This window comes from Thermococcus sp., assembly GCF_027052235.1.
In the GTDB taxonomy this organism is placed as follows: domain Archaea; phylum Methanobacteriota_B; class Thermococci; order Thermococcales; family Thermococcaceae; genus Thermococcus.
Genome location: NZ_JALUFF010000027.1, coordinates 57,741 through 78,735, shown reverse-complemented (window position 1 = coordinate 78,735; position 20,995 = coordinate 57,741). Strand labels below are relative to the sequence as shown.

Here is a 20,995-nt window from a genome sequence, read left to right as displayed (position 1 = left end):
CGTTTCCAACTTTTTGTTCCAGAAAGGGAGAAAAAGGGCCCGATTGAGCATTAAAGCATGAAGGCGGAAGTCAAGGCACTGACTCTCATAGTGAGCCTTTCCCTGGGCCTGAGTGCTCTCGCGCTCTATGCCATAGGCCTCACGTGGTTCATCCCTCAGTTCTTTGCCCTCTCGATGAGCGACTCGGTGAACCCCTGCACCTTCGTAATATACACGATGTTGCTCATAGCCCTCTCCGTCAGGGACGTGTCAAGGGGAAGGCTTTACCTCATAGGCTCGGCCTTCATAGTGGCCGTTTATCTCTCCTACTATCTCCTCGGCGTTGGGTTGCTCTACCTGGGACAGTACATCCCGCTCTGGGGGGCTGGCGCTTTAGCCATAGCTTTTGGAGCATACACGATAGTGACTGGCCTCATGGAAAAGTCCCGCATCGGGGGAAAGAAAGAGATCAGGAGGAGGATTTTCAGCGCTGAGGCGACCTTCATAGGTTCGTTCGTTTTAGGCATCGTTGTTTCAACGACGCTCCTGCCCTGTTCTGCCGGAAGCTACCTCGTCTACGCCACGATAATAGCCCACGGAAGCAGGGAGATGGCCTTCCTCCTGCTGGGACTCTACAACGTCATATTCGTTCTCCCGCTTGTGGTCATACTGCTCGCCATGGGGAGCGTTGCTGAGAGCAAACGCTTTTCCCGGGCGATGGTGAGGCACAGCAGGGAGCTCTCGGTCATAGCGGGCCTTTTGCTAATCGGCATAGGCCTGTGGGTGCTCCTTTAGAGAAGCATTTAGAGATGCAAATGTAAGAAGAGAAAGAAAAACTCACTCTTTCTTCTCGGTTTTGGCATCTTTCTTTTCAGCAGGCTTCGGCTGGGGCCTCTTCGGGGGCCTGAGGCCGTAGCCCACTATCTTGAACTCCACCTTTGAGCCGTCGCGGAGGTGGTAAATGTAGGTTCCGTCGGACTTTTTCTCTATCCTCTCGACCGGGAAGCGGTAGTCACCGAACTTCTCGTTGATCTCCCGAACCTTCTCAGGGTTTATCGGAACCCAGTTGTAGAGCTCAAGCTCCTCCTCAACGCCACCCGTGGTCAGTATGTAGCTCTCGCTGAAGCCCAGCGCTCCCGTCGGGCAGACGTCAACGCAGAACTGGCAGAAGGTGCATCTTCCATAGTCGACCTTCGGGTGGGGCCTCTTCTCAAGCTTTCCGTCAACCTCTATCCACGTCATCTCTATTGCCCTGGCCGGGCATATCTGGCCGCAGAAGTTACAGCCAATGCACTTCTTCCAGTCGAGGGTGTGGAAGCCCCTGTATTTGGGAGCGGGCTCTATCTTCTCGTAGGGTATCTTTATGGTTACTGGCTTCTTGAAGAGATACTTGATGCCCATCCAAGGCTTGACGAAGGACTTCTTGAGTTTGACTTTATCCTCGCCAACAACTCTTGCCATACCCATCACCTGTCTATGTCCGGCGGGCAATTGTCAAGGGTCTTCAATATGACCGGCACGTCTGCCAAGCGGGCACCCTTAAGGAGCTCCTCAAGCACTGTAACACCATGACTCTGGCTCGGTCCCCTTATGTGGACTCTGTAGGGCTTGTGGGTTCCATCGCTGACAACGTAGGCACCAAAGTCGCCCTTTGTTGACTCGACGTGGGCGTAGGCGTCTCCTTTGGGCGGCTTGAACCTTGGAAGGGCCTTCAGGCGGGCATCCTGAACCATGTAGGGCCCGCTCGGCGGCCCCATGTCGAGTAGCTGTTCAAGGATGTAGAGGTCCTGCTCCATCTCGTATCTCCTGACGAGAACTCTGGCCAGGCTATCGCCCTCTTTGAGGACAGGAACCTCAAAGTCGAGCTCGGGGTAGAGATAATACGGGTCGTCCTTTCTGACGTCGTAGGGAACTCCAACCGCTCTCAGGTTCGGGCCGGTTACAGCGTGCCTGAGGGCGAAGCGCTTGTCCATAACACCGACTCCCTCAGTCCTCTCGAAGGTGATGTAGTTGTCGAAGAGTATCTCGTCAAAGTCCTTGAGCTTGCCCTTAAGGTACTCGACGGTGTCGCGGAGCTGTCTCAACCAGCGGTCGCCGGGTATGTCCCTCCTAACGCCACCGGGCACGGTGTAGATGTGGTAAACCCTACCTCCGGTTAACTCCTCGAAGAGGCGCATGAACCTCTCACGGTAAGCTGCCGCCCACTGGCCCGCGGTATAGAGACCGATCTCGTTTCCAAAGCCCATTATCCAGAACATCCAGGCACTCAACCTTGCCATCTCAAGGACGACGTTCCTTATCCATATAGCCCTCTCAGGCACCTCCCAGCCGACTATTTCATCGACTGCCATGGAGTAAATGTTCTCGGGAACGTCGCTCTCGGGAACGCAGATACGGAGGAGTAATGCTATGTTGGTGAAGTATGGCCTCTGCTCCGCCAGCTTCTCAAAGCCTCTGTGGAGGAAACCGGGGTTTACTATAGCCTTCTCAACCCTGTTGCCATCCATCTTCAGGATTATGCTGAAGTTCTCGGTTGCCATGTGCTGCGGCCCAAAGAACAGCTCGTAGGTGTCCTTGGCTATGGGGTGAAGGTACATGTCGTGCTGTTTTGCCTCTTCCCTAAGCTCCTTTGGGACTTCCAAATTCGCCATGAGCATCACCTCAGATTACGTAATTCGTCTTGCTCTCGTCATACCTGTCGAAGTCGTCTCCATAGATTGCCTTCACGTAGGAGAGCATGTTGAAGTCCTTCCTGAGCGGGTGCTTCTCGTATTCTCTCGGCTCAAGGATGAAGGGCCCTAACCTCGGGTTGCCCTCGAAGGTTATTCCAAAGAACTCGTGTGCCTCCCTCTCGTAGGTCTCTGCAACAGGCCAGATGTCCATGACCGTTGGGAGCTTTGCCCCTTCCCTTGGAATTCTCGTCCTTACAAATGCATGAACGCTCTCGCCCACGCTCCAGAGCTGGTAGATGACCTCGAATTCGCCCTCCTTGAGCCAGTCAACGACGCTTATCTGCATGAGCATCTCGAAGGCCTCGCTTGCAAGCTCAAGGAACTCGTGTATCCTTTCAGCTGGGACTTTGAATTCAACCCTCCTCTCGCGCCTGACGTTGCCTTCGGCGTACGGTGCCTTCTCGATGAGAGATTTAACGAGCTTTCCTTCCTTCGTGTCTGGAAGCTTGGTCTCCTCGACCTTTTCTTCAATCTTCTTCTCGTTCATATCCATGCCAACCACCTCTTGGCCTCCTTCTCGCGCCATCCTTCACCGAAAAGCTCGTCCTGATTTTTCCTGTACCACTCGTAGTTCTCCCTGTACCTCTTCCAGCCGTCGGCTTCACCGCTCTCTATCTTGCGCATTATCTCCATTATGCCGTCCATAACTGCTTCCGGTCTAGGCATACAGCCCGCTATCGCAACATCTACTGGGATGTACTTGTCGAGCTGTTTGACCACGTTGTAGGAGTCCCAGTAAACACCACCGTTGATCGGGCAGGAGCCGTGGGCTAAAACGTACTTCGGGTCCTGCATCATCTCGTAGGTAATGATTATCCTCTTGAGGGTCTTCGGAGTCACATAGCCGGTAATGAGGAAGAGGTCGGCCATCCTCGGGGAGGGATTCGGCATCATACCGAACCTCTCGACGTCGTAGCGCGCCGTAAAGAGGGGTGGCATCTCTATGCCACCGCAACCGGTACAGAACGCCACTATCCAGAGGCTCTTCTTCCTGGCCCATCTGAAGAGGGGCTCGAAGAGCTTGAACTCCCGGAGCTCGTAGCTTATGAAACCTTCATTCTCACCCATTCACATCACCTCACATCGTCAGCAGTACGGCTATTATTCCGATTATCGTCGGCCACTTCCAGAAGAACTTCGCGGCCTGATCGATGGTGAACCTCGGGTAGATGCTGGCCACGAATATCGCTATGAAGAGCACCGCTATCTGCTTGATGAGCAGCTCAAGGAGGTTGCTTGCCCCACCTAGGAAGAGCACCGCGAAGAATGCCGTCTCGGCGAAGAGCTGGACCGCGTGCTGGGTGAAGAGTAAAGCCGCATGCTTGCCACCGTACTCGACCATCGGACCCATGGAGATTTCTGCGGGGGCTGTGATTATGTCGAAGGGCTCAAGGCCGAGGAATGCCTGGAAGACTATGTCGAAGACTATGAAGGCCAGCAGTAAAGCCGGAACGGTTATGCTCCATCCGTGAAGTTGCTGGAGCGCCACGAGCTGGCCCAGCTTGAAGGTTCCCCAGTGCTGGACGAGTGCTATTATGGCCAGACCGTAGGGAAGTTGCATGGCAACCATGGTTAGGAGTCCACGCTGGACACCCACCGCTGAGTAGGGGTTGCCCGAGCTCATGGCACCGAGCATTATCCCGAGCATCGGCACCTCAAGGAGGTAGGCGACGACGATTAAGTCGGCGTTGGTGCTGAAGAGCTGGAAGTTACCCATGGGTATGAAGAGGAGCGCCGTTATGGTCGCTCCAAGGGCAAACACCGGCCCGAAGTTGTAGATGAAGCCGTGGCTGACGCTCTCCTTCTTGCCGAGGAGCTTTAGAGTGTCTATGATGGGCTGGTAGATGGGAGGCCCTATCCTCCTCTGTATCCTCGCCATGGCTTTTCGCTCTATGCCCATGAAGATGAAGCCCATGAAGGTCGCGTAGATGAGTATCCCTATGGCCTCAAGTGCAAGCTTCCACGCGAACATTCACAGCACCCCCCACAGCGCTAAGATAAGGAGCACTATCGCCAGATACCACGAATAGCTCTGGGCGTTCCCGTTGTAGAACCCTTCCCTGAGCCAGTCCGCGAAGTCCTCGGCTATGCCTGCTAATCTCTCGTAGAACCTGTCCCAGCTGTACTTGAGCCAGAAGTCGAGGGCCTCAGCGAGTGGTCTGTAGAAGTTCCTCCTTATGCTGAGGTTGTACTCCCCAGTTACAGGGTTGGCCGACTGGTAGGTGTCGGTAACCGGTATCCTCCTCGTCTTCGCGCCGTAGATGTATATGAGACCCGCTATGCTCAGGCCGAGGACGAGGAGCACCGTGACCAGAAGGGCGTTGTAGGTTCCCGTTGGTGTGACGAGCCTGAAGTAGTCCCCTCCAACTATGGTGTTTCCAAAGAGCTTGTTGAGGTATTCTGTGACAAGTCCGGGAGCTATTCCGAAGACCAGGTTCGGTACCGCCAGGATGACCATTCCAATGAGGAGCGGGAGCGGTGCCTCCTTAACACCCTCAAGGTCGCTCGGCCTCTGGCCGAACCATACTGCATAGAGGAACCTCACGACGTAGGCGAAGGCCAGTCCACTGCCGAGGAATATTGCACCTGCCACGAGGGGCATGTGGGCCTGTATGGCCGCCTCGTAGAGGAGCCACTTGCTCGCGAAGCCGGCCATCGGGGGTATTCCCGCAAGACTGAGAACCGCTATGAGTCCCATGGCGAACGTCACCGGCATCTTCTCTGCCAATCCACCGAAGTCCTCAAAGCGGGTCTTGCCGGTTCTGAGGATTATCGCAGCCGTAACCAGCCAGAAGAGGCCCTTGAATATCGCGTGGCTGAGGACGTGGAAGAGGGCTCCTGCAAAGCCCAGTCCCGTTCCAAGGCCGAGACCGAGGAGGATGTAGCCGACCTGACCGACCGATGAATAAGCGAAGAGTTTCCTTATGTCCTCCTGGAGCACCGCAAGGAAGCTCGCGACGACGACGGTTATTGCACCTATCCAAGCCAGTATGTATGCGAAGACCAGGTGGTTGTGGAAGACTCCGAGGGCGGTGTAGAGCTTTGCTCCCATCAGGATGTAGAGGAGCACAAAACCGTAAACGCCAGCCTTGCTGAGAGCACCGCTGAAGAAGGCCGTGTAGCTCTGGTCGTTCTCGCTGTAAGCCCCCGGCGCCCAGACGTGGAGCGGAACGGCGCCGGCCTTGACGCCAAAGGCAACGAGGAAGAGCGTGTAGATTAATGCCGTCTCGCCCCTGCTTATGGCACCAATCATCGCGTCGAGCTGGAGGGCCTGCCTTATCGTGTTGAAGTCGAGTGCCCCAGTCTTGGCGTAGATTATGCCTATTGCCACGAGCATCGAGTAGGCGCCGATGACGCTGAGCACGAAGTACTTGAGGGACTCGTGCCTGTTCCTTCTCAGAACCATCATGAAGCTTCCGAAGGTCATGAGCTCCCAGAACAGGAAGAAGCCCACGAAGTCCGAGCTGAGGAAGACGCCAAGGACGCCGGTGAAGCTTATAAGGGCAAAGAGCCAGTCATAGGAGCTCTTAGAGGTGCTCGCCATTCCGAAGGCCATCGCGACGCCGACTATTGAAGCAACGGTCGCGAAGTACCAAGTGAGCATGCTCAGCTGGAAGCCGAGGGTGAAGCCTCCAACAGTGAAGCTGTAGGTTATGGACTTACTCGTCACCGTGCTGTAGTAGTAGGCAAGCACTCCGATTGGAATGGAGGCGCCGATTATGCCTATCGCCTCGCGGATTACCTTGAAATCGAGGAGCCACGCCAGGAAGCCCGCTATGAGCGGTGCGAAGAGAATCACAATCAGCAGGTTCATGCTCCCACCCCCATGAGTGGAACGTTCTTGATGTACTGGGCGACGTTGAAGATGTCGCTACCGGCCTTCTGGGAAAGGTTCCAGACGTAGTTCGGGTAAACGCCTATTGCCACGATGAGGGCTATCAGGAGCAGCATTATCGCCACCAGAGGGACGCTTTCCCTGAGCCTCTCGCCCTCCCCTGCGAACCATATGGTGTGCACCAGCCTGAAGTAATAGACAGCCTCAACAACGCTCGCGCCCAGCACAAGCGCGGCTGCCCATGCGTAGCCTGCATCAACCGTGGCAAGGATTATCCTCAGCTTGCTCCAGAAGATGTTGAAGAGCGGTATCCCAACCGCGGACATTGAACCCACGGTTATTCCGAGGGCAGTCAGCGGCATCCTCTTTCCGAGGCCACGGAAGTTCTCGATGTCCGCTCCGCCGAGCTGTACCGCCACGTAACCGACGCCGAGGAAGAGAAGAACCTTGATGATCGCGTGGTTGACCATCTGGAAGACGCCTGCATCAACACCTGCCTGGGTTCCGAGTGCAAAGGCCAGGCCTATCAGACCGACCTGGCTTATCGAGGAGTACGCTATCATCCTCTTGACGTTCCTCTGCCTCAGGGCCGAGAACTCTGCAACCACGACTGTCAAAGTCGCCATTGCTATTAGCAGGTAGAGGACGTTCTTCCATGTCCCAACTGCGCTCATCAGGTAGAGTATCCTGGCGAGGGCGTAGAGGCCTGCCTTCACGACAAAGGCCGAGAACATCGCCGTTACTGGATGGGGTGCCGCCTGATAAGCGTCGGGCGCCCACGCGTTAAGCGGGAAGAGCTCGGCCTCGACGGCAAGGCCGAAGATCACCAAAGCCAGGGCAATCTGAGCAACGGTCGGGTTTATGTTGCCGGCCAGCTGGGCTATCTGAGCCATGTTGAGCGTCCCGGTGGCGCCGTAGATGAGGGCAACGCCTATCAGGAAGAAGCTCGAACCTATGCCCCCCAAAACCATGTACTTCAGCGAGGCTTCGGCCGCTTCACCGGTCTTGTTGTAGGCGGTGAGGGCGTAGGCAGTTATGGCAGTTATCTCCATGAAGACGAAGAGGTTGAAGATGTCCCCGGTCGCTATCATTCCGGTCGCTCCCAGCATCAGGAGGAGGAAGAGCATGGCGTACTTGTCGAATGGCTCAACATCCACCGCCCTGAAGTTGAAGACCGCCATCAGGAAGCTCACGAGGGCAACTATGAGGACGAAGAGCGCCGCGAAGGGGCCTATGTATAGGTCTATGCCGACCGGTGGCTTCCATCCTCCCGCCATCACCACTATCGGCTTCCCGGTAGTGTAGACCTCCTCGAAGACCCATGTGGCTATTCCTACCTGTATCGCCGTTATTATCAGCACGTAGGCCTTTATGGCCTTCCCGCCAAGCCCCTTTATCAGGGGGACGAAGAACGCGCTTATGAGGGGTAGGGCTATGAGGAGCGAAGCGTACTGCACGTTCATCCTCTCAACCTCCTTATCTCCTCAACGTTGAGGGTGCCATACCTCTGGTAGAGGATTATAGCAACGCTAAGGGCCATGGCTGTGGTGGCAACGCCGATGACTATTGCCGTCAGAACAAGGGCCTGGGGAATCGGGTCAACAGCCTGGTTGGGGCCTATTCCCTCGCTCAGTATTGGTGCGCTCCTCCCAGAGACGTAGCCTATGCTTATAAGGAGAAGGTTAACGCCGGTCTCCATTATGCTCAGACCGATGAGCATCTTCAGGACGTTCTTTTTCACGAGGACGGCGTAGAGGCCGATAAGGACGAGCGAGATGGCGCCGAAGTAGTAGACACTGATCATTCTCTCACCTCCTCCTTGAGCATGTTGTCGATGATTCCACTGAGCTCCGTGCCGACCTTGATGCCTATGATGGTGTAGATCACAGGTATGAAGCCACCGCTGAGGATTCTGCCTATGTTGTTGACGCCAAAGTGCCACGTCTGCCATATCCAGTCGAAGAGGAAGTAGCCACCTATTGCGAGACCTATGAGGCCGACGAGAACGTAGCTCATTCCCGCTATGCCCTCGGTGTTCTCAAAGGCCCTGTGGGGTATCTCGTACATCGTGTAGGCCATGTAGAGCAGTAGGAACGCCGTCGCTATGGTAGCTCCTCCGGGGAAGCCTCCTCCCGGGGTCAGGTGTCCGTGGATGAATATGTAAGCACCGAAGAGCATCACGAACGGTGTGAGAAGCCTTATGCCAGTCTTCAGGACTATCGAGCCCTCGGTCTTGGCGGTTCTCTCCCTCCTCTTCGCCCAGAGGAGTGCTCCAACGCCCGTTGAGGCTATGAACAGAACGGTGACCTCACCGAGCGTATCGAAACCACGGTAGTTGACGACAACGGCCGTTACCGCGTTGACAGCCCCGGTCTGGCGGATGACGTTGTCGAGGTAGTACTTGCCGACGAGCATCTTGTCCTGCCCGAAGGGAACGCCGGCGAGCCCTTGGGCGAGCCAGTAGCCTATTATGAGGAGCGTTATTATCGCGAGGGAGCGCTTGAGTATGCTCACCATCTTACCCACCACCCGGGCCTTTCTTCCTCCTCGCTCTCAAAGCGCTGGGTTCTCTTTATGGCGAATATGAACACCGCACCGCTCAGGGCAGCGCCTATTGCAGCCTCGGTCATTGCAACGTCCGGCGCCTGGAGCATCAGGAAGAGTATTGAGGCGAAGAGGCTTACGGCAGCCATACCCACGGCCGCTGCCAGCAGGTCGCGCCATTCAACGGCAAAGATGGCCGACAGTATCATGACGCCAACCAGAATGTACTCGATGCAAGCAAAGCAGTTCATTCGCTCACCTCCTCGGCAGAGGACTTCCCGGCGAGATGTTCGGCGTACTTGTCCACAACGCTCCCGTGCCAGAGCGGGATTCCACGCTTGTAGGCTGCCCTTATGAGGGCGTGAGCACTTATCGGGTTGGTCAGGAGAATAAATCCGGCGACCGCTATGGTCTGAACCACCCACGACCACGACATTCCCTCGCCGACCGCCCAGAGACCCGTGCCGATGATGACTCCAAGGGAGCCGAGGGTGGCGCTTTTTGTGGATGTCTGCATCCTGTTGTAAACGTCAGGCATTCTGATAAGGCCCAGTGCCGAGAGGAAGTAGAAGAACGTCCCTATGAGGACAAGGGCCTCACCGAGTGCTGAGAGCGCGTTCATAGGCCTCCCTCCAGATATCTTGCGAAGGCTATAACACCGCCGAAGGCCAGCAGGGCGTAAACCAGGGCAACGCTGATGTATATCATCCTGCCGTAGTAGAGGGCGAAGAGAACCATCAGCCCGGTGGTTATCGTCGTCATTATATCCACCGCAACGAGCCTGTCGACGGTCGTTGGCCCTCTAAAGACCCTGTAGGTGCTGAGGAGCGTCGCTATCGCTATTAACGCGAGGTAGATGTTTATCCCTATCATCCGAAGATCACCTTCAGGAACTTTTCAAAGGGCTGGGTTATGTGCCTAGAGGCGTTCCTAACGTGCTCCTCATCGGTCTCGGCCTTGAGAACGTCATCCTGAACCCATATCCAGTGTATGAAGTAGTTGTCCCCGTCGACATCGAGGGTTATAGTTCCCGGGGTCAGGGTTATCGAGTTCGCTAGGGAGAGCTTTCCGGTGTCGCTCTTAAGGACTGTTCTACACTTCACTATGCCCGGCCGTATCGGCCTCTTTGGGTGGAGGACGCGGTACGCTACGTCGAGGTTGGCCATTATCATTGCCCACAGGAAGTACGGGAGGTAAGCTATGGCGTAGGCAACCCTCCTTGGATGGAGGTTCGCCAGACCGGCCTTTGTGAAGACGTCGTAGGTCAGGGCCGCAACTATAAGGGACAGCACGAAGCCCGTTGCGAGCTCCTGCGTGTCAAGGCTCGCCGTTAGAAGGAGCCATATACCAAACAGCACGATTACCGTGTACGCGAACTTACTGGCGCGACTTGCTTCTTCCATATCCAACCCTCCGGAGGTTATGGCATCATCCAGAGTGGTGACTATTGACCCTTCTTAACCACGATTTATAAACCTTACCGGTAAAACAGAAAGGTTTAGAACTTTTGGTTGAAATAGAGGCCCCTAATTTGTCCCATAGTCTAAAAAAGTGGCCATCGAGGCCCTTTTTCCAAGAAGAGGTAACAAAAGGTATTTAGGAAGATGGGAACTGAAAACGCAAAAAATTCGAGGCTAGTATATCGAAATCCTCTTAACTCCCTCAAGCTTCGAGAGCTCGTTGATGAGGTCTCCGGGTATTGGCTTCTCTGTGATTATCGTCAGCGTTGCCTCAGGGTAGAGCTCCGGGTCCTCGGCCACAACCTGGACGATGTTTATTTCGCGCTCCGCTATCTTCTGGGCTATCTTTGCAAGTATTCCTATGGCCCTCGGCTCGGGTTCTATTTCTATTACCCCATAGCCAACATGTCTTCCAACGTACTTCATATGAACTGTTGGCTCAAGGTTCATGTATATGTCCCTCAGCTCCGGTATCTTGAGAATCATGCCAACGGTTTCCTTTACAACCCTCCTGTCAACGTCGAGGGCCTTGGCTATCTTGGTATAGGGAACCTCTATGTTGCCGGCCTTAATCTTCATGTCGTCCGAGACTCTGAGACCGTACTTGAGCAGGGTCTTTGCTATCTGCTTTCTCACGGGATATTCATCAAAGTAATGTTCTATCTTACCCCACATACCCTACCACCCAGTTAAGTTCACCAGTAGACTTTTTAATCCAATGGTATTAAAATGTTTCCATGTCAGCATGGCTTCAAGGGGGCCATCTTTAAAAGGATTCTCGTCTCATTAAGATGGATGTTTTATCCATGAAGCGGTTTTTTAAGCCGAGCTCAGAAACGCATCAACATGATTGAGCTCAGACTTCCACACTCAAGGTTCGAAGATATGGGCGAGAAGGTCAGGCTCATCTGGCGCGAGACGCTCTACGCGGATTTCGACAAAAGCGAGATTGAGAGGGCAATAAGAAAGAAGTTTCGGGTCTCCCCCGAGATAAGCGTCCGCGACGGTGCGCTGGTCATCAACACCGACAACGAGAAGGTCGAGGGCTACGTGGCACTGTATATCCAGAACAACCTTGGAGGGCTCCTCAGGAACCGCTACACGCGGAGAAAGGTCATCTACATCCACGAGGGCCTTGACGTCCCGCTCCTCGGCTACAACGCCTTCGGTCTGATAGACAGGGGGACGAACCTGATACAGATCAGGGGAGTAAGCGGATGCAACCTAAGCTGCATCTTCTGTTCCGTTGACGAGGGCCCCTATTCGAGAACCAGAAAGCTCGACTACGTCGTTGACATAGACTACCTCATGAAGTGGTTTAATGACGTTGCCAGAATAAAGGGGAGGGGCCTTGAGGCTCACCTCGACGGCCAGGGTGAGCCTTTAATTTACCCATTCAGGGTGGAGCTCGTTCAGGCTCTTCGCGAGCACCCGAACGTCTCCGTCATCTCGATGCAGAGCAACGGGACTCTCTTGAATGACAAGCTCGTTGAAGAGCTGGCTGAGGCCGGGCTGGACAGGGTAAACCTCTCGCTACACTCCCTCAACCCGGAGAAGGCCAAGATGCTGATGGGAATGAAGAGCTACGACCTTGAGCACGTTCTGGACATGGCGGAGGCTCTGGTCAACGCCGGAATCGACGTTCTTATCGCTCCAGTCATAATCTTCGGCATCAACGACGACGAGGCGGAGGCCTTCATAGAGTTCGCTCGAAAAATAGGCGCTGGAAAGCGCTGGCCGGCTTTGGGCTTCCAGAACTACGTCCCCTACAAGTTCGGTAGAAATCCAACTATAGCAAAGGTAAAGCCCTTCAAGGAGTTTTACGCCTGGCTGAGAAAGCTGGAGGAGAAGACTGGCATGAAGCCTCTAGTCCTCAAGCCGATCCACTTTGGAATGGAGAAGAGGGAATTTATCCCTCTAGCATTCAGGCCGGGGGAAATAGTTAAAGCTGAGGTAGTGCTCCCCGGGAGGATAGAGGGGGAAATGCTCGCAAAGGCCAGAAACAGGCTCATTGAAGTCGTTGGCACAAAGGCCGAAATTGGAGACAGGATAAGGGTGAGGATTGTAAGGACGAGGCACGGGATTTACATCGGGACTGAGGTCTGAGAAAACGTTTTAAGGTAATAACTCTACCTCACATGGGTGGTGGGGTTGAAGAAGCTTTCTGTAGTGCTCCTCATCCTGCTCGGCATCGGCCTTATAATCAGCGGTGCAATTGCCGAGGAAACCTATGTAGGCTCTGACTACTCTGGCGAAAGCCACCGCTCCCTCTCGTACCTTCCAGTTCAGGGGCAACCCCCGAAAGAGGTTCCCGAGAACAGCGACGTTGTCTACATAGCGGTCTACGCGGATGGAAAGCTAAAGGATGCGATAGCAGAGGCCCTCAGCAGGGTGGTTCAAAGCAGGGGGCTCAAGCCAGTGCTCGTCGAGGATTACAGGGAATACGACCTCAAAGGCAGACTCGTCGTTGCGTTCTTCCCGGTTGAGGGAACGAAAAAAGACCCCCTCTCCAGAGAGGTCTGGCTTTCTGGAGTACTCTACTACTCCTACCCCGGCGACGCCAAGTCGATATTCAACTCAACCCTCAGGTATTCACTCTCGAAGTCAACCATAGACGACTACGCCTCCAGAATATGCCAGACATCGGAAAAAAGGGCGGTAGAGGAAGGCTTTAAGGAGAACGAGTGCGGAGTGGCCTACTGGTGGAACCTGAAGGCCAAGGTTGGCACCCTGACGGACGGAGACCCCTACGAGCTGATTGCGGAGGAGATCTCTTCTGCCCTCGCGAACATGCTTGCCTCTAAATGAACCTTGAGCTTTTTACTCTCAGTTCCCCCCTCTCGTAAAGTCCGAGGAGTATCTCGGTTATCCTCTCCCCGGCCTTGCCGTCCCCGAAGGGGTTCTCGGCATCTCTCATCCTCTCGTAAAAGTCCGAATCGTTGATGAGGAGGTCAAGGTAGTGGAGAACTCTCTCCTTCTCAAGGCCAACCAATATGTTCCCACCGGCCTTAACGGTCTCCGGCCTCTCGGTGTTGTAGCGGAGGGTCAGGCAGGGAACGTTGAGGATTATCGCCTCCTCCTGAACGCCACCGGAGTCCGTCATTACGGCGAAGGCGTTCTTCTCAAGCTTGAGGAAATCAAGGTAGCCAAGGGGCTTGGTTACGATGAGGTGCTCAATCGAGCTAACTCTCTCCCAGAGGCCGAACTCCACAAGCCTCTTCCTCGTCCTCGGGTGCATCGGGTAAACGGTCCTCATGGGAAGGGATTCGAGTACCTCAACAAGCCTGCTCAGGTTCTCCCTGCTGTCGGTGTTTTCCGCCCTGTGGGCTGTTAAGAGGATGTACTCACCCGGCCTGAGGGAAAGCCTTTCCAGGATGTCGCTCTTCCTCTCAGCAACGGCCGAGTTCTGGAGGACGGCATCCACTATCGTGTTGCCCGTCACGTAGACGTTCTCGGTTATGCCCTCTCTCTCAAGGTTTTTTCTTGCTTCCTCGGTTGGGGGGAAGAGGACATCGCTCGCGTGGTCGGCGAGAATCCTGTTTATCTCCTCGGGCATAGTTCGGTCAAAGCTCCTCAGTCCTGCTTCAACGTGTGCAACGGGGATTTTAAGCTTGACGCTCGCGAGGGCTCCAGCCAAAACCGTGTTGGTGTCTCCTTGAACTATCGTAACGTCGGGCCTCTCCTCCATGAGAACCCTCTCGATCCCAATCATCGCCTTTCCGGTCTGCTCCGCCTGAGTCCCGGAGCCAACCTCAAGGTGGTAATCAATGGGGGGCAGTTCAAGCTCCCTGAGGAAGACGCTACTCATCTCGTAGTCGTAGTGCTGACCGGTGTGAATAAGGAGTGGCTTAATTCCCCTCTCAAGGAAGCCCCTTATCACGGGGGCGAGCTTTATTATCTCGGGCCTCGTGCCGAAGACCAGAGCAGGCTTCAAAGGTCGCCCCTCCCAATGCCCTTGAAGAGAAAGCCCCTCGGTGGCCTTTCGACTACGTGCCTTCCGTCAACAAGTATTCTCGCGCGCATGAGCTTCCCGGCTTCATCCCAGTTGATTTCCCTAAAGGCCGAGTGGTCGGTCGCTATTACCGCCGCATCGGCCCCCTCAAGGGCCTCCTCAAGAGTACCTGCAGTCCCGCCGACGAAGGGGTCATAGGTTCTCACCTCACCAACATCGTCCTTTATAGCATCCACAAAGGCCAGTGCGGGGGAGTTTCTGGTGTCGTCGCTGTCGCCCTTGTAGGCAAGGCCGAGAACCGCTATAACGGCCTCCCCCGGCGGGATATTCAGCTCCCTGAGGGCGGAAAAGAGCAAATCCTTGGTGAAGAGGGGCATTGAGTCGTTTATCTCCCTCGCGAGCCTTATCAATCCAAAATCCTCCCTGGCGGGCCAGAGAAGCAGGTGTGGATCCTTCGGAAGGCAGTGGCCACCAACGCCTATGCCAGGCGTGTGTATCCTGACCCTCGGATGGGTGTTGGCAAGTTCAATCGCCTCGAAGACGTTTATGCCATACTGATGGGCCAGAAAGGCGAACTCGTTTGCAAGGGCTATGTTAACGTCGCGGAATGTGTTCTCCATGAGCTTGACCACCTCGCTGACGGTCGAGCTGGTCTTGAAGGTTCTTCCCTTCACAAAGGCCCGATAGAGCTTTTCCGCGAGCTCTGCACCATCAGGGGTTATGCCACCGAATATGCGGGAGTTGTAGACCAGCTCTTTGAAGATTCTTCCCGGCATGACCCTTTCCGGCGCGTGAACCATGTAGAAGTCCCTTCCGGCCTTCATACCTGTGGCCCTCTTAATTCTCTCGGCCATCCTGAGGGTGGTCATCGGGGGCACGGTGCTCTCTATGACTATGAGGGCCCCCTTTTCCATGGCCCCGGCAACCGTATCCACGGCGCTCTCCAGATAGCTCAGGTCCGGTGAGCCATCACTTTTCAGTGGCGTCTGAACGCATATTATGTAGGCGTCCTTGCCCTTTATATCCTCTGGATTTGAGGTGGCCCTCAGGTTTCCGGACTCTACGGCCCTCTTTAGGAGGGTGTTTATCTCGGGCTCGGAGATGTGGGCCCTTCCGGCGTTTATCTTCTCAACGACCTCCTCCCTGATTTCATAGCCTATGACCTTAAGGCCGGAGTTTGCGAACATTATCGCCGTTGGGAGGCCGATGTATCCAAGGCCTATCACCGCTATTTCCCTGAACTCCATGCTCTCACCGAGCATCCTTGGAAAGGGGCAATAAAAGTCTTTTCCAGAAAACGGTTTTTGAAAGCTTGAAATCCAGTTTCAAAGGCTCCCAAATGAAAAACGCTCTTAGAAGGCCGTAAGAAGTCCGAAAGTTTTTCAGGGACAGTATGGGTGTCAGTTCACCAAGAGAAAGCGTTAGAAACGGTTTTTGGCCCAGAAAACTCCTTAGAAACCCCGGAAAAAACCCTTTTACAACCGTTTTTTGGAAACGCTTATATTGGACAAAGTCGTCCATTGAAAGGGTGGGTAGAATGAAGGTATGGGTTGACATAACGAACGCTCCTCACGTTCACTTCTTCAAGGGTGTAATAAGGGAACTCGAAAAGGCCGGTCACGAGGTTCTCATAACCACGAGAGAGTTCGACGGCCTGACGGGCATCCTCGACATGTTCGGCTTTGACTACTACGTCGTTGGTAAACACGGCGGTTCAACCCTTGAGGGCAAACTCCTGGCGAGCGCTGAGAGGGTCTACAAGCTCTCCCGGCTTATAATCGAGGAAAAGCCCGACATGGCCATCTACAAACACTCCGTCGAGGCCCCGAGGGTGGCCTTCGGCCTCGGAATACCGAGCATAGGCTTCGTCGACAACGAGACGGCCGTTGCCCAGAACAAGCTCTTCCTACCGCTCACCAGGCTTGTTCTCTATCCAAAAGCGATAGACGCCTACGACCTGATTAGGTGCGGGGCAGACCCAAACGGCATGAAAGCCGTCAACGGCTTCTCCGAGCTGGCCCACCTCCACGGCTTCAAACCCGAGCGGAAAGTCCTGAGGGAACTCGGGTTGAAGAGGAACGGCTACGTAGTTATGCGCACCGAGCCGATAAAGGCCAACTACTTCAACGGGCCCGAGAAAAGCGTCCTTGAGGACGTAATACCCCTCTTACCAGAGATTCCCATCGTGCTCTTCCCAAGGACGGAGGAGCAGAGGGAGCGCTTTGAGCGTTTTGACAACGTGATAATGCCCGAGAAGCCCGTTGACAGCCTCAGCCTGCTCTACTACGCGAGGCTCATGATCGGGGCGGGTGGGACGATGAACAGGGAGGCGATAGCCCTCGGGACGCCGACGATATCAACGTACCCCGGAAGGTTGCTCGCGGTTACCAAGTGGCTCGTCGAGATGGGCGTTGAGTTCCATTCCACTGATCCCTACGAGGTCGCCCAAATCGCGGAGAGGCTTATTGAGAACCAGAAGGGCTTCCGCGCCTACATCAGGGGAGTCATTTCCGGCCTTGAAAACCCGATGGAAACAATACTCAAGGAGATAGAGACCTACGAGACTGAAGGAACGTTTGAGGTCTCACCCGAGACCGGCAACCTTGGGGGTTACGTAAGCCTCTACGAACGCCGCAATTAGGAGGAGCAGAAGGGTCAGCAGGTAAAGCTTCAATGCGATCTTTACACCCTTTTTGAAGCCTTCGCTGGCTTCTTCGGCTTCCCTTATCCTCCTGTACCACTCAAGCCCGGCAGCGCCCGCGAGGAGAAAGCCGGGAATCTCAAAGATGCCATGGGGGACGAGTCCGAGGAACAGCTTCTCCGCCGGAAAGCCCTCAATGGACAGGAATCCTGAGACGATGCCAACGACCACACCGTTGAAGCCCACCATGAGCCATGGGCCGATGCCGAAGAACAGGCCCGATAGGAGAACCATCAGGGCAACCATTGAGTTGTGGACGAATATCCTGAGGAAGTTCTTAAAGGGGTCCGGAGATAGGGGCCCTATCTCCCGGGCTAGCCTGCCCACGAAGGCGCCCGCGTTTTGCGGGTTCGAGTAGGCGTAGGCAATACCAGCCAACAGGCCCAGAAGAAAGACAAACGAGAGGTAAAGCAGATACCTCCAGACCCGCTTCACTTCATTCACCCTTAATGGCCTTTTTGAGGGCTATTTTGAAGTCCTCAATGTTTACAAAGGGCATCTCCACATCGAGCCTCATCGCGAAGAACTCGTCCATCAGGTGTTCGAGCTCTTCAATTCTGTGGCCTTCAAGGGTTTCCTCAAGTTCGTGGATGGCCTCCTCAGGGTGAACGAAAAAGTCCCCGGTTATTCTGACATGCTCGACAACACCGTTTTCCTCATCGAACTCAATCCTTATGAGGCCCTTCTTGGCCTTGTGCTCCCCTAGATGGTGCTTCATACTCATCCCCGCTCTAAACTCTCGGGAGAACTTTTTAAAGGTTGGGTTAAAGTGGGAGCGGTGGTGAAGATGGCGTATAGGGAGATTCAGGAAAGGGCGAGGCTCGCTCTCAGGGAAGCCTTAAAGGAGATGCTCAGCGAGGAGGGGAAGAATTGGGAAGGCGAGATAACCTTCGACGACACCCCAAGTCTTGAGTTGGGCGACTTCGGAACGGCAGCTGCTTTCCAGCTCGCGAGGGTCTTCAGGAGGGCTCCAAAGCTCATAGCCGAAGAGCTGGTTAAGAGGGTGGAGAAAAACCTCCCGGAGGGAATACTGGAGGTAAAGGCGGTAAACGGTTACATAAACTTCTACGTTGACTACTCCTACTTCGGGAAGGCCCTCATGGAGGAAATCCTTGAGAAGGGAAAAGCATACGGCGAGAGCAACGTGGGGAAGGGTAAGAAGGTCATCGTCGAGCACACCTCGGTAAATCCGACCAAACCCCTACACATGGGTCACGCGAGGAACGCCGTTTTAGGCGATACAATGGCAAGGATAATGAGAAAGCTCGGCTACACCGTCGAGGTTCAGAACTACATAGATGACCTTGGAGTCCAGTTCGCCCAGGTTCTCTGGGGCTACCTCCACCTTAAGGAAGAGTTCGAGAGGATTGAGGCTGAGTTAAGGGAGAAGGGTCTCAAGGAGGACTTCATAGACCATGTGATGGGCCTGCTCTACGTCGAGGTGAACAAAAGACTTGAGGAGAATCCAGAGGTGGACAAGCAAGTCCGCGAGCTGATGAAGAAGCTCGAAGAGGGCAAGGGAGAGATAGCCGAAACCGGCAGAAAGCTGGCCGAGAGGGTTGTTAAGGCCCAGATGCTGACCACATACCGCATGGGAATAACCTATGATTTGCTCAGCTGGGAGAGTGACATAGTGAGGAGCGGAATTTTCAGCGAAGCCTACGAGCTCATTGAGGCCAACGAGAACTTCTTCTGGGCGAAGGAAGGCAAATACAAGGGCGCCTTCGTGATGGATTTGAGAAAGCTCTTTCCAGACATGAAGAACCCGTTTTTGGTACTCAGGAGGAGCGACGGGACTGCAACCTACACGGGCAAGGACATAGCCTATCACCTCTGGAAGTTCGGTAAAGTTAAGGCAGACATGCTCTACAAGCTCTGGGATAAGCTGGGGAACCACGAGACATGGACGACTGCCCCGGACGGAAAGGAGATGCCCGGGAAGTTCGGAAGGGCCGATATAGTCATCAACGTGATCGGCGCGGAGCAGAGACACCCACAGATGGCCATAAAGTACGCCCTCCAGCTTCTCGGCTTCGAGGATTCAGCCGAGAACTTCCACCACCTGGCTTATGAGCACGTGATAAGGGAGGAAGGCAAGTTTTCGGGAAGGAAGGGAACGTGGGTCGGATTCACCGTTGACGAGGTGCTCAACGAAGCAGTTCAGAGGGCGAGGGAGCTGGTAGAGCAGAAGAACCCGAGCCTGAGCGATGCTGAGAAGGACGAGATAGCGGAAGCGGTTGGCGTCGGCGCGGTGCGCTTCAACCTCGTCAAGTACAGTCCCGACAAGATTATCACCTTCCGCTGGGACGACGTTCTGAACTTCGAGGGTGAGAGCGCCCCGTACATCCAGTACGCCCACGCCCGGTGTGCCTCAATAATTAGGAAAGCCGAGGAGAACGGCATAGACACAGACTGGAAGAGCCTCCTTGAGAAGGCGGACTTTACAAAGCTCACCAACCGCGAGAAGGAACTAATAAAGCTCCTTGCCAAGTTCCCTGAGGTTATAGAGCAGGCAGGCAGGGACATTAAGCCACACCTGATTCCAGCCTATCTCAACGAGCTCGCCTCTCTCTTCAACAGGTTCTACATGGACCACCCCGTGCTCAAGGCCGAGGAGGGAATCAGGGAGGAGAGACTACTCCTCGTTTTGGCGGTCAAGCAGGTTCTTAGGAACGGTTTGGAGATTCTCGGCATAGAGGCCCCGGAGAGGATGTGAGCTACTCCTTCAACACATTTTCCACGACGGGATCTATAATCCTGTACTTCCCGTTTTCCCTAGTTATCCACCCCATCTTTTCCAAGTTTCTCAGGAGTTCGCTCAGTCTTGCGTTTGTTACTGGGCCCGCTTTGACCTCCACGTAGTCCTTAATGGCACTCCAGCTGGTCAGCCCTATAGCTATCGCCCTGAGAATGAGTGAATACCTCCCGCTCCTCTTTTCCAGCTCTTTCAGTTCCTCCCTGATGAGGGCCCGGGCCTTTCTCATCGTCATGTCGAGGGCCCTCTCGAAGTCCCCCCTCTTCCAGTAGTGGAAACCGAACTCGACCAGCCAGCCGGGAATTCCGTCGAGTTCTCCAACGGCGGTTTCTATTTCTCCCTCTGGGACGCTCATGTCAACTTCCTCAAAGCCCCTCCTGAGGAACTCTTGGGAGAGTTCTCTGGTGAAGGGTTTGACCTCAACCTCCTCGTATATCCTCCCGTAGAGCGGACTTGAGTAGTCGTCGAGGCCAAGGAAGTTGTGGAGAAGGCCTACCTCAGAGCCTGTGAAAACGAAGCCCAAGTTCTCAAGAGAGTCGTACGCATACGCTACACCCGCTAAAAGTTCCTTTCCTCCCCTTGAACCGTAAAACCTCAGGTACTGGGCCTCATCAAAGGCTATGATGACTTTTTTGCCGGCTTTCTCCCCAGTGAGTTCAAAAAGTCCAGGAGGTCAACAAAGGTAGCTTCCCTCGGTTTGAGTTGTACTCCCGCGATGCTTACTCCCTCCACCGATATTCCACGCAGAAAACCAACTCTTCCCTTTCCAGTGAGAACGTTTCTTATCTCTCTGACCAGTGCGACCTGACTCACGCTTCCCCCTGTGGAATAGAGCTTTCTCGCGTCGATATACACCCCAATCTCATCACACTCGTTTAAAGCCACTCTGAGGAGTGAGCTCTTACCAATCCTCCTTATTCCGATTAGGAGCGTTATTGGATACTCCCTCATACCCCCAAGTAGAGCCCCTATCTCCTCATCCCTATCGAATATCTCTCCCCTTCGCTCCTTCGGTCGCGGATCGAACAGCATAGGTA

Annotated in this window: 25 protein-coding genes; 5 read left to right on the top strand and 20 right to left on the bottom strand. The window is 54.7% G+C overall.

What is annotated here, in order from left to right:
• Positions 1-57 precede the first annotated feature (57 nt).
• Positions 58-774, top strand: coding sequence for a cytochrome c biogenesis CcdA family protein (locus MVC73_RS02865; RefSeq protein WP_297506677.1), 717 nt, complete (start codon positions 58-60; stop codon positions 772-774).
• 42 nt (positions 775-816) lie between these two features.
• Here MVC73_RS02865 and nuoI read toward each other — a convergent pair whose 3' ends face one another.
• The 14 genes from nuoI to MVC73_RS02795 all read right to left on the bottom strand — a co-directional run bounded on the left by nuoI (position 817) and on the right by MVC73_RS02795 (position 11,225).
• Positions 817-1,440: an NADH-quinone oxidoreductase subunit NuoI gene (gene nuoI / locus MVC73_RS02860; protein ID WP_297506880.1), complete on the bottom strand. Its 624-nt coding sequence runs from the start codon at positions 1,438-1,440 to the stop codon at positions 817-819.
• 5 nt (positions 1,441-1,445) lie between these two features.
• Positions 1,446-2,630 (bottom strand): NADH-quinone oxidoreductase subunit D, encoded by a 1,185-nt coding sequence (locus tag MVC73_RS02855; protein ID WP_297506878.1) that lies wholly within the window; start codon positions 2,628-2,630, stop codon positions 1,446-1,448.
• Positions 2,631-2,640: 10 nt separating this feature from the next.
• Positions 2,641-3,204, bottom strand: coding sequence for an NADH-quinone oxidoreductase subunit C (locus tag MVC73_RS02850; RefSeq protein WP_297506675.1), 564 nt, complete (start codon positions 3,202-3,204; stop codon positions 2,641-2,643).
• On the bottom strand, positions 3,195-3,779 hold the full coding sequence (locus tag MVC73_RS02845) for an NADH-quinone oxidoreductase subunit B family protein (RefSeq protein WP_297506673.1): 585 nt from the start codon (positions 3,777-3,779) through the stop codon (positions 3,195-3,197). The genes MVC73_RS02850 and MVC73_RS02845 overlap by 10 nt, the downstream gene beginning before the upstream one ends.
• Before the next feature lie 10 nt (positions 3,780-3,789).
• A complete protein-coding gene (locus MVC73_RS02840; RefSeq protein ID WP_297506671.1) occupies positions 3,790-4,683 on the bottom strand; it encodes a respiratory chain complex I subunit 1 family protein in 894 nt (297 codons plus the stop codon).
• A complete protein-coding gene (locus tag MVC73_RS02835) occupies positions 4,684-6,525 on the bottom strand; it encodes a proton-conducting transporter membrane subunit (protein ID WP_297506669.1) in 1,842 nt (613 codons plus the stop codon).
• Complete coding sequence (locus MVC73_RS02830) at positions 6,522-8,009, bottom strand: proton-conducting transporter membrane subunit (RefSeq protein WP_297506667.1); 1,488 nt, start codon at positions 8,007-8,009, stop codon at positions 6,522-6,524. Before MVC73_RS02830 ends, MVC73_RS02835 begins: the two co-directional genes overlap by 4 nt.
• Complete coding sequence (locus MVC73_RS02825) at positions 8,006-8,350, bottom strand: NADH-quinone oxidoreductase subunit K (RefSeq protein ID WP_297506666.1); 345 nt, start codon at positions 8,348-8,350, stop codon at positions 8,006-8,008. Before MVC73_RS02825 ends, MVC73_RS02830 begins: the two co-directional genes overlap by 4 nt.
• On the bottom strand, positions 8,347-9,054 hold the full coding sequence (locus MVC73_RS02820; protein WP_297506876.1) for a Na(+)/H(+) antiporter subunit B: 708 nt from the start codon (positions 9,052-9,054) through the stop codon (positions 8,347-8,349). Before MVC73_RS02820 ends, MVC73_RS02825 begins: the two co-directional genes overlap by 4 nt.
• Before the next feature lie 2 nt (positions 9,055-9,056).
• Positions 9,057-9,341 (bottom strand): DUF4040 domain-containing protein, encoded by a 285-nt coding sequence (locus MVC73_RS02815; protein ID WP_297506664.1) that lies wholly within the window; start codon positions 9,339-9,341, stop codon positions 9,057-9,059.
• On the bottom strand, positions 9,338-9,712 hold the full coding sequence (mnhG, locus tag MVC73_RS02810) for a monovalent cation/H(+) antiporter subunit G (RefSeq protein WP_297506662.1): 375 nt from the start codon (positions 9,710-9,712) through the stop codon (positions 9,338-9,340). The genes MVC73_RS02815 and mnhG overlap by 4 nt, the downstream gene beginning before the upstream one ends.
• Entirely contained in the window at positions 9,709-9,963 is a 255-nt protein-coding gene (locus tag MVC73_RS02805; protein ID WP_042689377.1) for a monovalent cation/H+ antiporter complex subunit F, read from the bottom strand. Before MVC73_RS02805 ends, mnhG begins: the two co-directional genes overlap by 4 nt.
• Entirely contained in the window at positions 9,960-10,493 is a 534-nt protein-coding gene (locus tag MVC73_RS02800; RefSeq protein WP_297506660.1) for a Na+/H+ antiporter subunit E, read from the bottom strand. Before MVC73_RS02800 ends, MVC73_RS02805 begins: the two co-directional genes overlap by 4 nt.
• Positions 10,494-10,724: 231 nt before the next feature.
• The gene (locus MVC73_RS02795) at positions 10,725-11,225 is read right to left on the bottom strand and encodes a regulator (RefSeq protein ID WP_297506658.1); all 501 of its coding nucleotides are present in this window, start codon (positions 11,223-11,225) and stop codon (positions 10,725-10,727) included.
• 171 nt (positions 11,226-11,396) lie between these two features.
• Between MVC73_RS02795 and MVC73_RS02790 the strand changes: the two genes are divergently transcribed.
• Positions 11,397-12,656: a radical SAM protein gene (locus MVC73_RS02790; RefSeq protein ID WP_297506656.1), complete on the top strand. Its 1,260-nt coding sequence runs from the start codon at positions 11,397-11,399 to the stop codon at positions 12,654-12,656.
• A 36-nt stretch (positions 12,657-12,692) separates the two neighbouring features.
• Positions 12,693-13,358, top strand: coding sequence for a hypothetical protein (locus MVC73_RS02785; RefSeq protein ID WP_297506655.1), 666 nt, complete (start codon positions 12,693-12,695; stop codon positions 13,356-13,358).
• On the opposite strand, the gene wecB is transcribed toward MVC73_RS02785, so the two are convergent.
• Positions 13,351-14,484, bottom strand: a complete 1,134-nt coding sequence (gene wecB, locus MVC73_RS02780; RefSeq protein WP_297506652.1) for a non-hydrolyzing UDP-N-acetylglucosamine 2-epimerase — start codon at positions 14,482-14,484, stop codon at positions 13,351-13,353. The genes MVC73_RS02785 and wecB overlap by 8 nt on opposite strands.
• Positions 14,481-15,764 (bottom strand): UDP-N-acetyl-D-mannosamine dehydrogenase, encoded by a 1,284-nt coding sequence (locus MVC73_RS02775; protein ID WP_297506650.1) that lies wholly within the window; start codon positions 15,762-15,764, stop codon positions 14,481-14,483. The genes wecB and MVC73_RS02775 overlap by 4 nt, the downstream gene beginning before the upstream one ends.
• 275 nt (positions 15,765-16,039) lie before the next feature.
• Here MVC73_RS02775 and MVC73_RS02770 point away from each other — a divergent pair, with 275 nt between their 5' ends.
• Positions 16,040-17,143 (top strand): DUF354 domain-containing protein, encoded by a 1,104-nt coding sequence (locus tag MVC73_RS02770; protein ID WP_297506874.1) that lies wholly within the window; start codon positions 16,040-16,042, stop codon positions 17,141-17,143.
• Here MVC73_RS02770 and MVC73_RS02765 read toward each other — a convergent pair.
• Positions 17,087-17,638: a stage II sporulation protein M gene (locus MVC73_RS02765; protein ID WP_297506648.1), complete on the bottom strand. Its 552-nt coding sequence runs from the start codon at positions 17,636-17,638 to the stop codon at positions 17,087-17,089. The two genes, MVC73_RS02770 and MVC73_RS02765, sit on opposite strands and share 57 nt — an antisense overlap.
• Before the next feature lies 1 nt (position 17,639).
• Positions 17,640-17,921, bottom strand: coding sequence for a lipoate protein ligase C-terminal domain-containing protein (locus MVC73_RS02760; RefSeq protein ID WP_297506872.1), 282 nt, complete (start codon positions 17,919-17,921; stop codon positions 17,640-17,642).
• 69 nt (positions 17,922-17,990) lie between these two features.
• On the opposite strand from MVC73_RS02760, the gene MVC73_RS02755 reads away from it, so the two are divergent.
• Positions 17,991-19,919 (top strand): arginine--tRNA ligase, encoded by a 1,929-nt coding sequence (locus MVC73_RS02755; protein WP_297506871.1) that lies wholly within the window; start codon positions 17,991-17,993, stop codon positions 19,917-19,919.
• A gap of 1 nt (position 19,920) precedes the next feature.
• On the opposite strand, the gene MVC73_RS10865 is transcribed toward MVC73_RS02755, so the two are convergent.
• Both MVC73_RS10865 and MVC73_RS10860 read right to left on the bottom strand, forming a co-directional pair.
• Positions 19,921-20,556, bottom strand: a complete 636-nt coding sequence (locus MVC73_RS10865; protein WP_366938922.1) for an ATP-binding protein — start codon at positions 20,554-20,556, stop codon at positions 19,921-19,923.
• Between the two features lie 20 nt (positions 20,557-20,576).
• On the bottom strand, positions 20,577-20,990 hold the full coding sequence (locus MVC73_RS10860; protein ID WP_366938919.1) for a hypothetical protein: 414 nt from the start codon (positions 20,988-20,990) through the stop codon (positions 20,577-20,579).
• Positions 20,991-20,995 lie beyond the last annotated feature (5 nt).

Excerpts from the sequence above, each read along its gene's own strand:
- MVC73_RS02865 (WP_297506677.1), top strand. The coding sequence starts at position 58 with ATGAAGGCGGAAGTCAAGGCACTGACTCTCATAGTGAGCCTTTCCCTG.
- nuoI (WP_297506880.1), bottom strand. The coding sequence starts at position 1,440 with ATGGCAAGAGTTGTTGGCGAGGATAAAGTCAAACTCAAGAAGTCCTTC.
- MVC73_RS02855 (WP_297506878.1), bottom strand. The coding sequence starts at position 2,630 with ATGGCGAATTTGGAAGTCCCAAAGGAGCTTAGGGAAGAGGCAAAACAG.
- MVC73_RS02850 (WP_297506675.1), bottom strand. The coding sequence starts at position 3,204 with ATGGATATGAACGAGAAGAAGATTGAAGAAAAGGTCGAGGAGACCAAG.
- MVC73_RS02845 (WP_297506673.1), bottom strand. The coding sequence starts at position 3,779 with ATGGGTGAGAATGAAGGTTTCATAAGCTACGAGCTCCGGGAGTTCAAG.
- MVC73_RS02840 (WP_297506671.1), bottom strand. The coding sequence starts at position 4,683 with ATGTTCGCGTGGAAGCTTGCACTTGAGGCCATAGGGATACTCATCTAC.
- MVC73_RS02835 (WP_297506669.1), bottom strand. The coding sequence starts at position 6,525 with ATGAACCTGCTGATTGTGATTCTCTTCGCACCGCTCATAGCGGGCTTC.
- MVC73_RS02830 (WP_297506667.1), bottom strand. The coding sequence starts at position 8,009 with ATGAACGTGCAGTACGCTTCGCTCCTCATAGCCCTACCCCTCATAAGC.
- MVC73_RS02825 (WP_297506666.1), bottom strand. The coding sequence starts at position 8,350 with ATGATCAGTGTCTACTACTTCGGCGCCATCTCGCTCGTCCTTATCGGC.
- MVC73_RS02815 (WP_297506664.1), bottom strand. The coding sequence starts at position 9,341 with ATGAACTGCTTTGCTTGCATCGAGTACATTCTGGTTGGCGTCATGATA.
- mnhG (WP_297506662.1), bottom strand. The coding sequence starts at position 9,712 with ATGAACGCGCTCTCAGCACTCGGTGAGGCCCTTGTCCTCATAGGGACG.
- MVC73_RS02805 (WP_042689377.1), bottom strand. The coding sequence starts at position 9,963 with ATGATAGGGATAAACATCTACCTCGCGTTAATAGCGATAGCGACGCTC.
- MVC73_RS02800 (WP_297506660.1), bottom strand. The coding sequence starts at position 10,493 with ATGGAAGAAGCAAGTCGCGCCAGTAAGTTCGCGTACACGGTAATCGTG.
- MVC73_RS02795 (WP_297506658.1), bottom strand. The coding sequence starts at position 11,225 with ATGTGGGGTAAGATAGAACATTACTTTGATGAATATCCCGTGAGAAAG.
- MVC73_RS02790 (WP_297506656.1), top strand. The coding sequence starts at position 11,397 with ATGATTGAGCTCAGACTTCCACACTCAAGGTTCGAAGATATGGGCGAG.
- MVC73_RS02775 (WP_297506650.1), bottom strand. The coding sequence starts at position 15,764 with ATGCTCGGTGAGAGCATGGAGTTCAGGGAAATAGCGGTGATAGGCCTT.
- MVC73_RS02770 (WP_297506874.1), top strand. The coding sequence starts at position 16,040 with ATGAAGGTATGGGTTGACATAACGAACGCTCCTCACGTTCACTTCTTC.
- MVC73_RS02760 (WP_297506872.1), bottom strand. The coding sequence starts at position 17,921 with ATGAAGCACCATCTAGGGGAGCACAAGGCCAAGAAGGGCCTCATAAGG.
- MVC73_RS02755 (WP_297506871.1), top strand. The coding sequence starts at position 17,991 with ATGGCGTATAGGGAGATTCAGGAAAGGGCGAGGCTCGCTCTCAGGGAA.
- MVC73_RS10860 (WP_366938919.1), bottom strand. The coding sequence starts at position 20,990 with ATGCTGTTCGATCCGCGACCGAAGGAGCGAAGGGGAGAGATATTCGAT.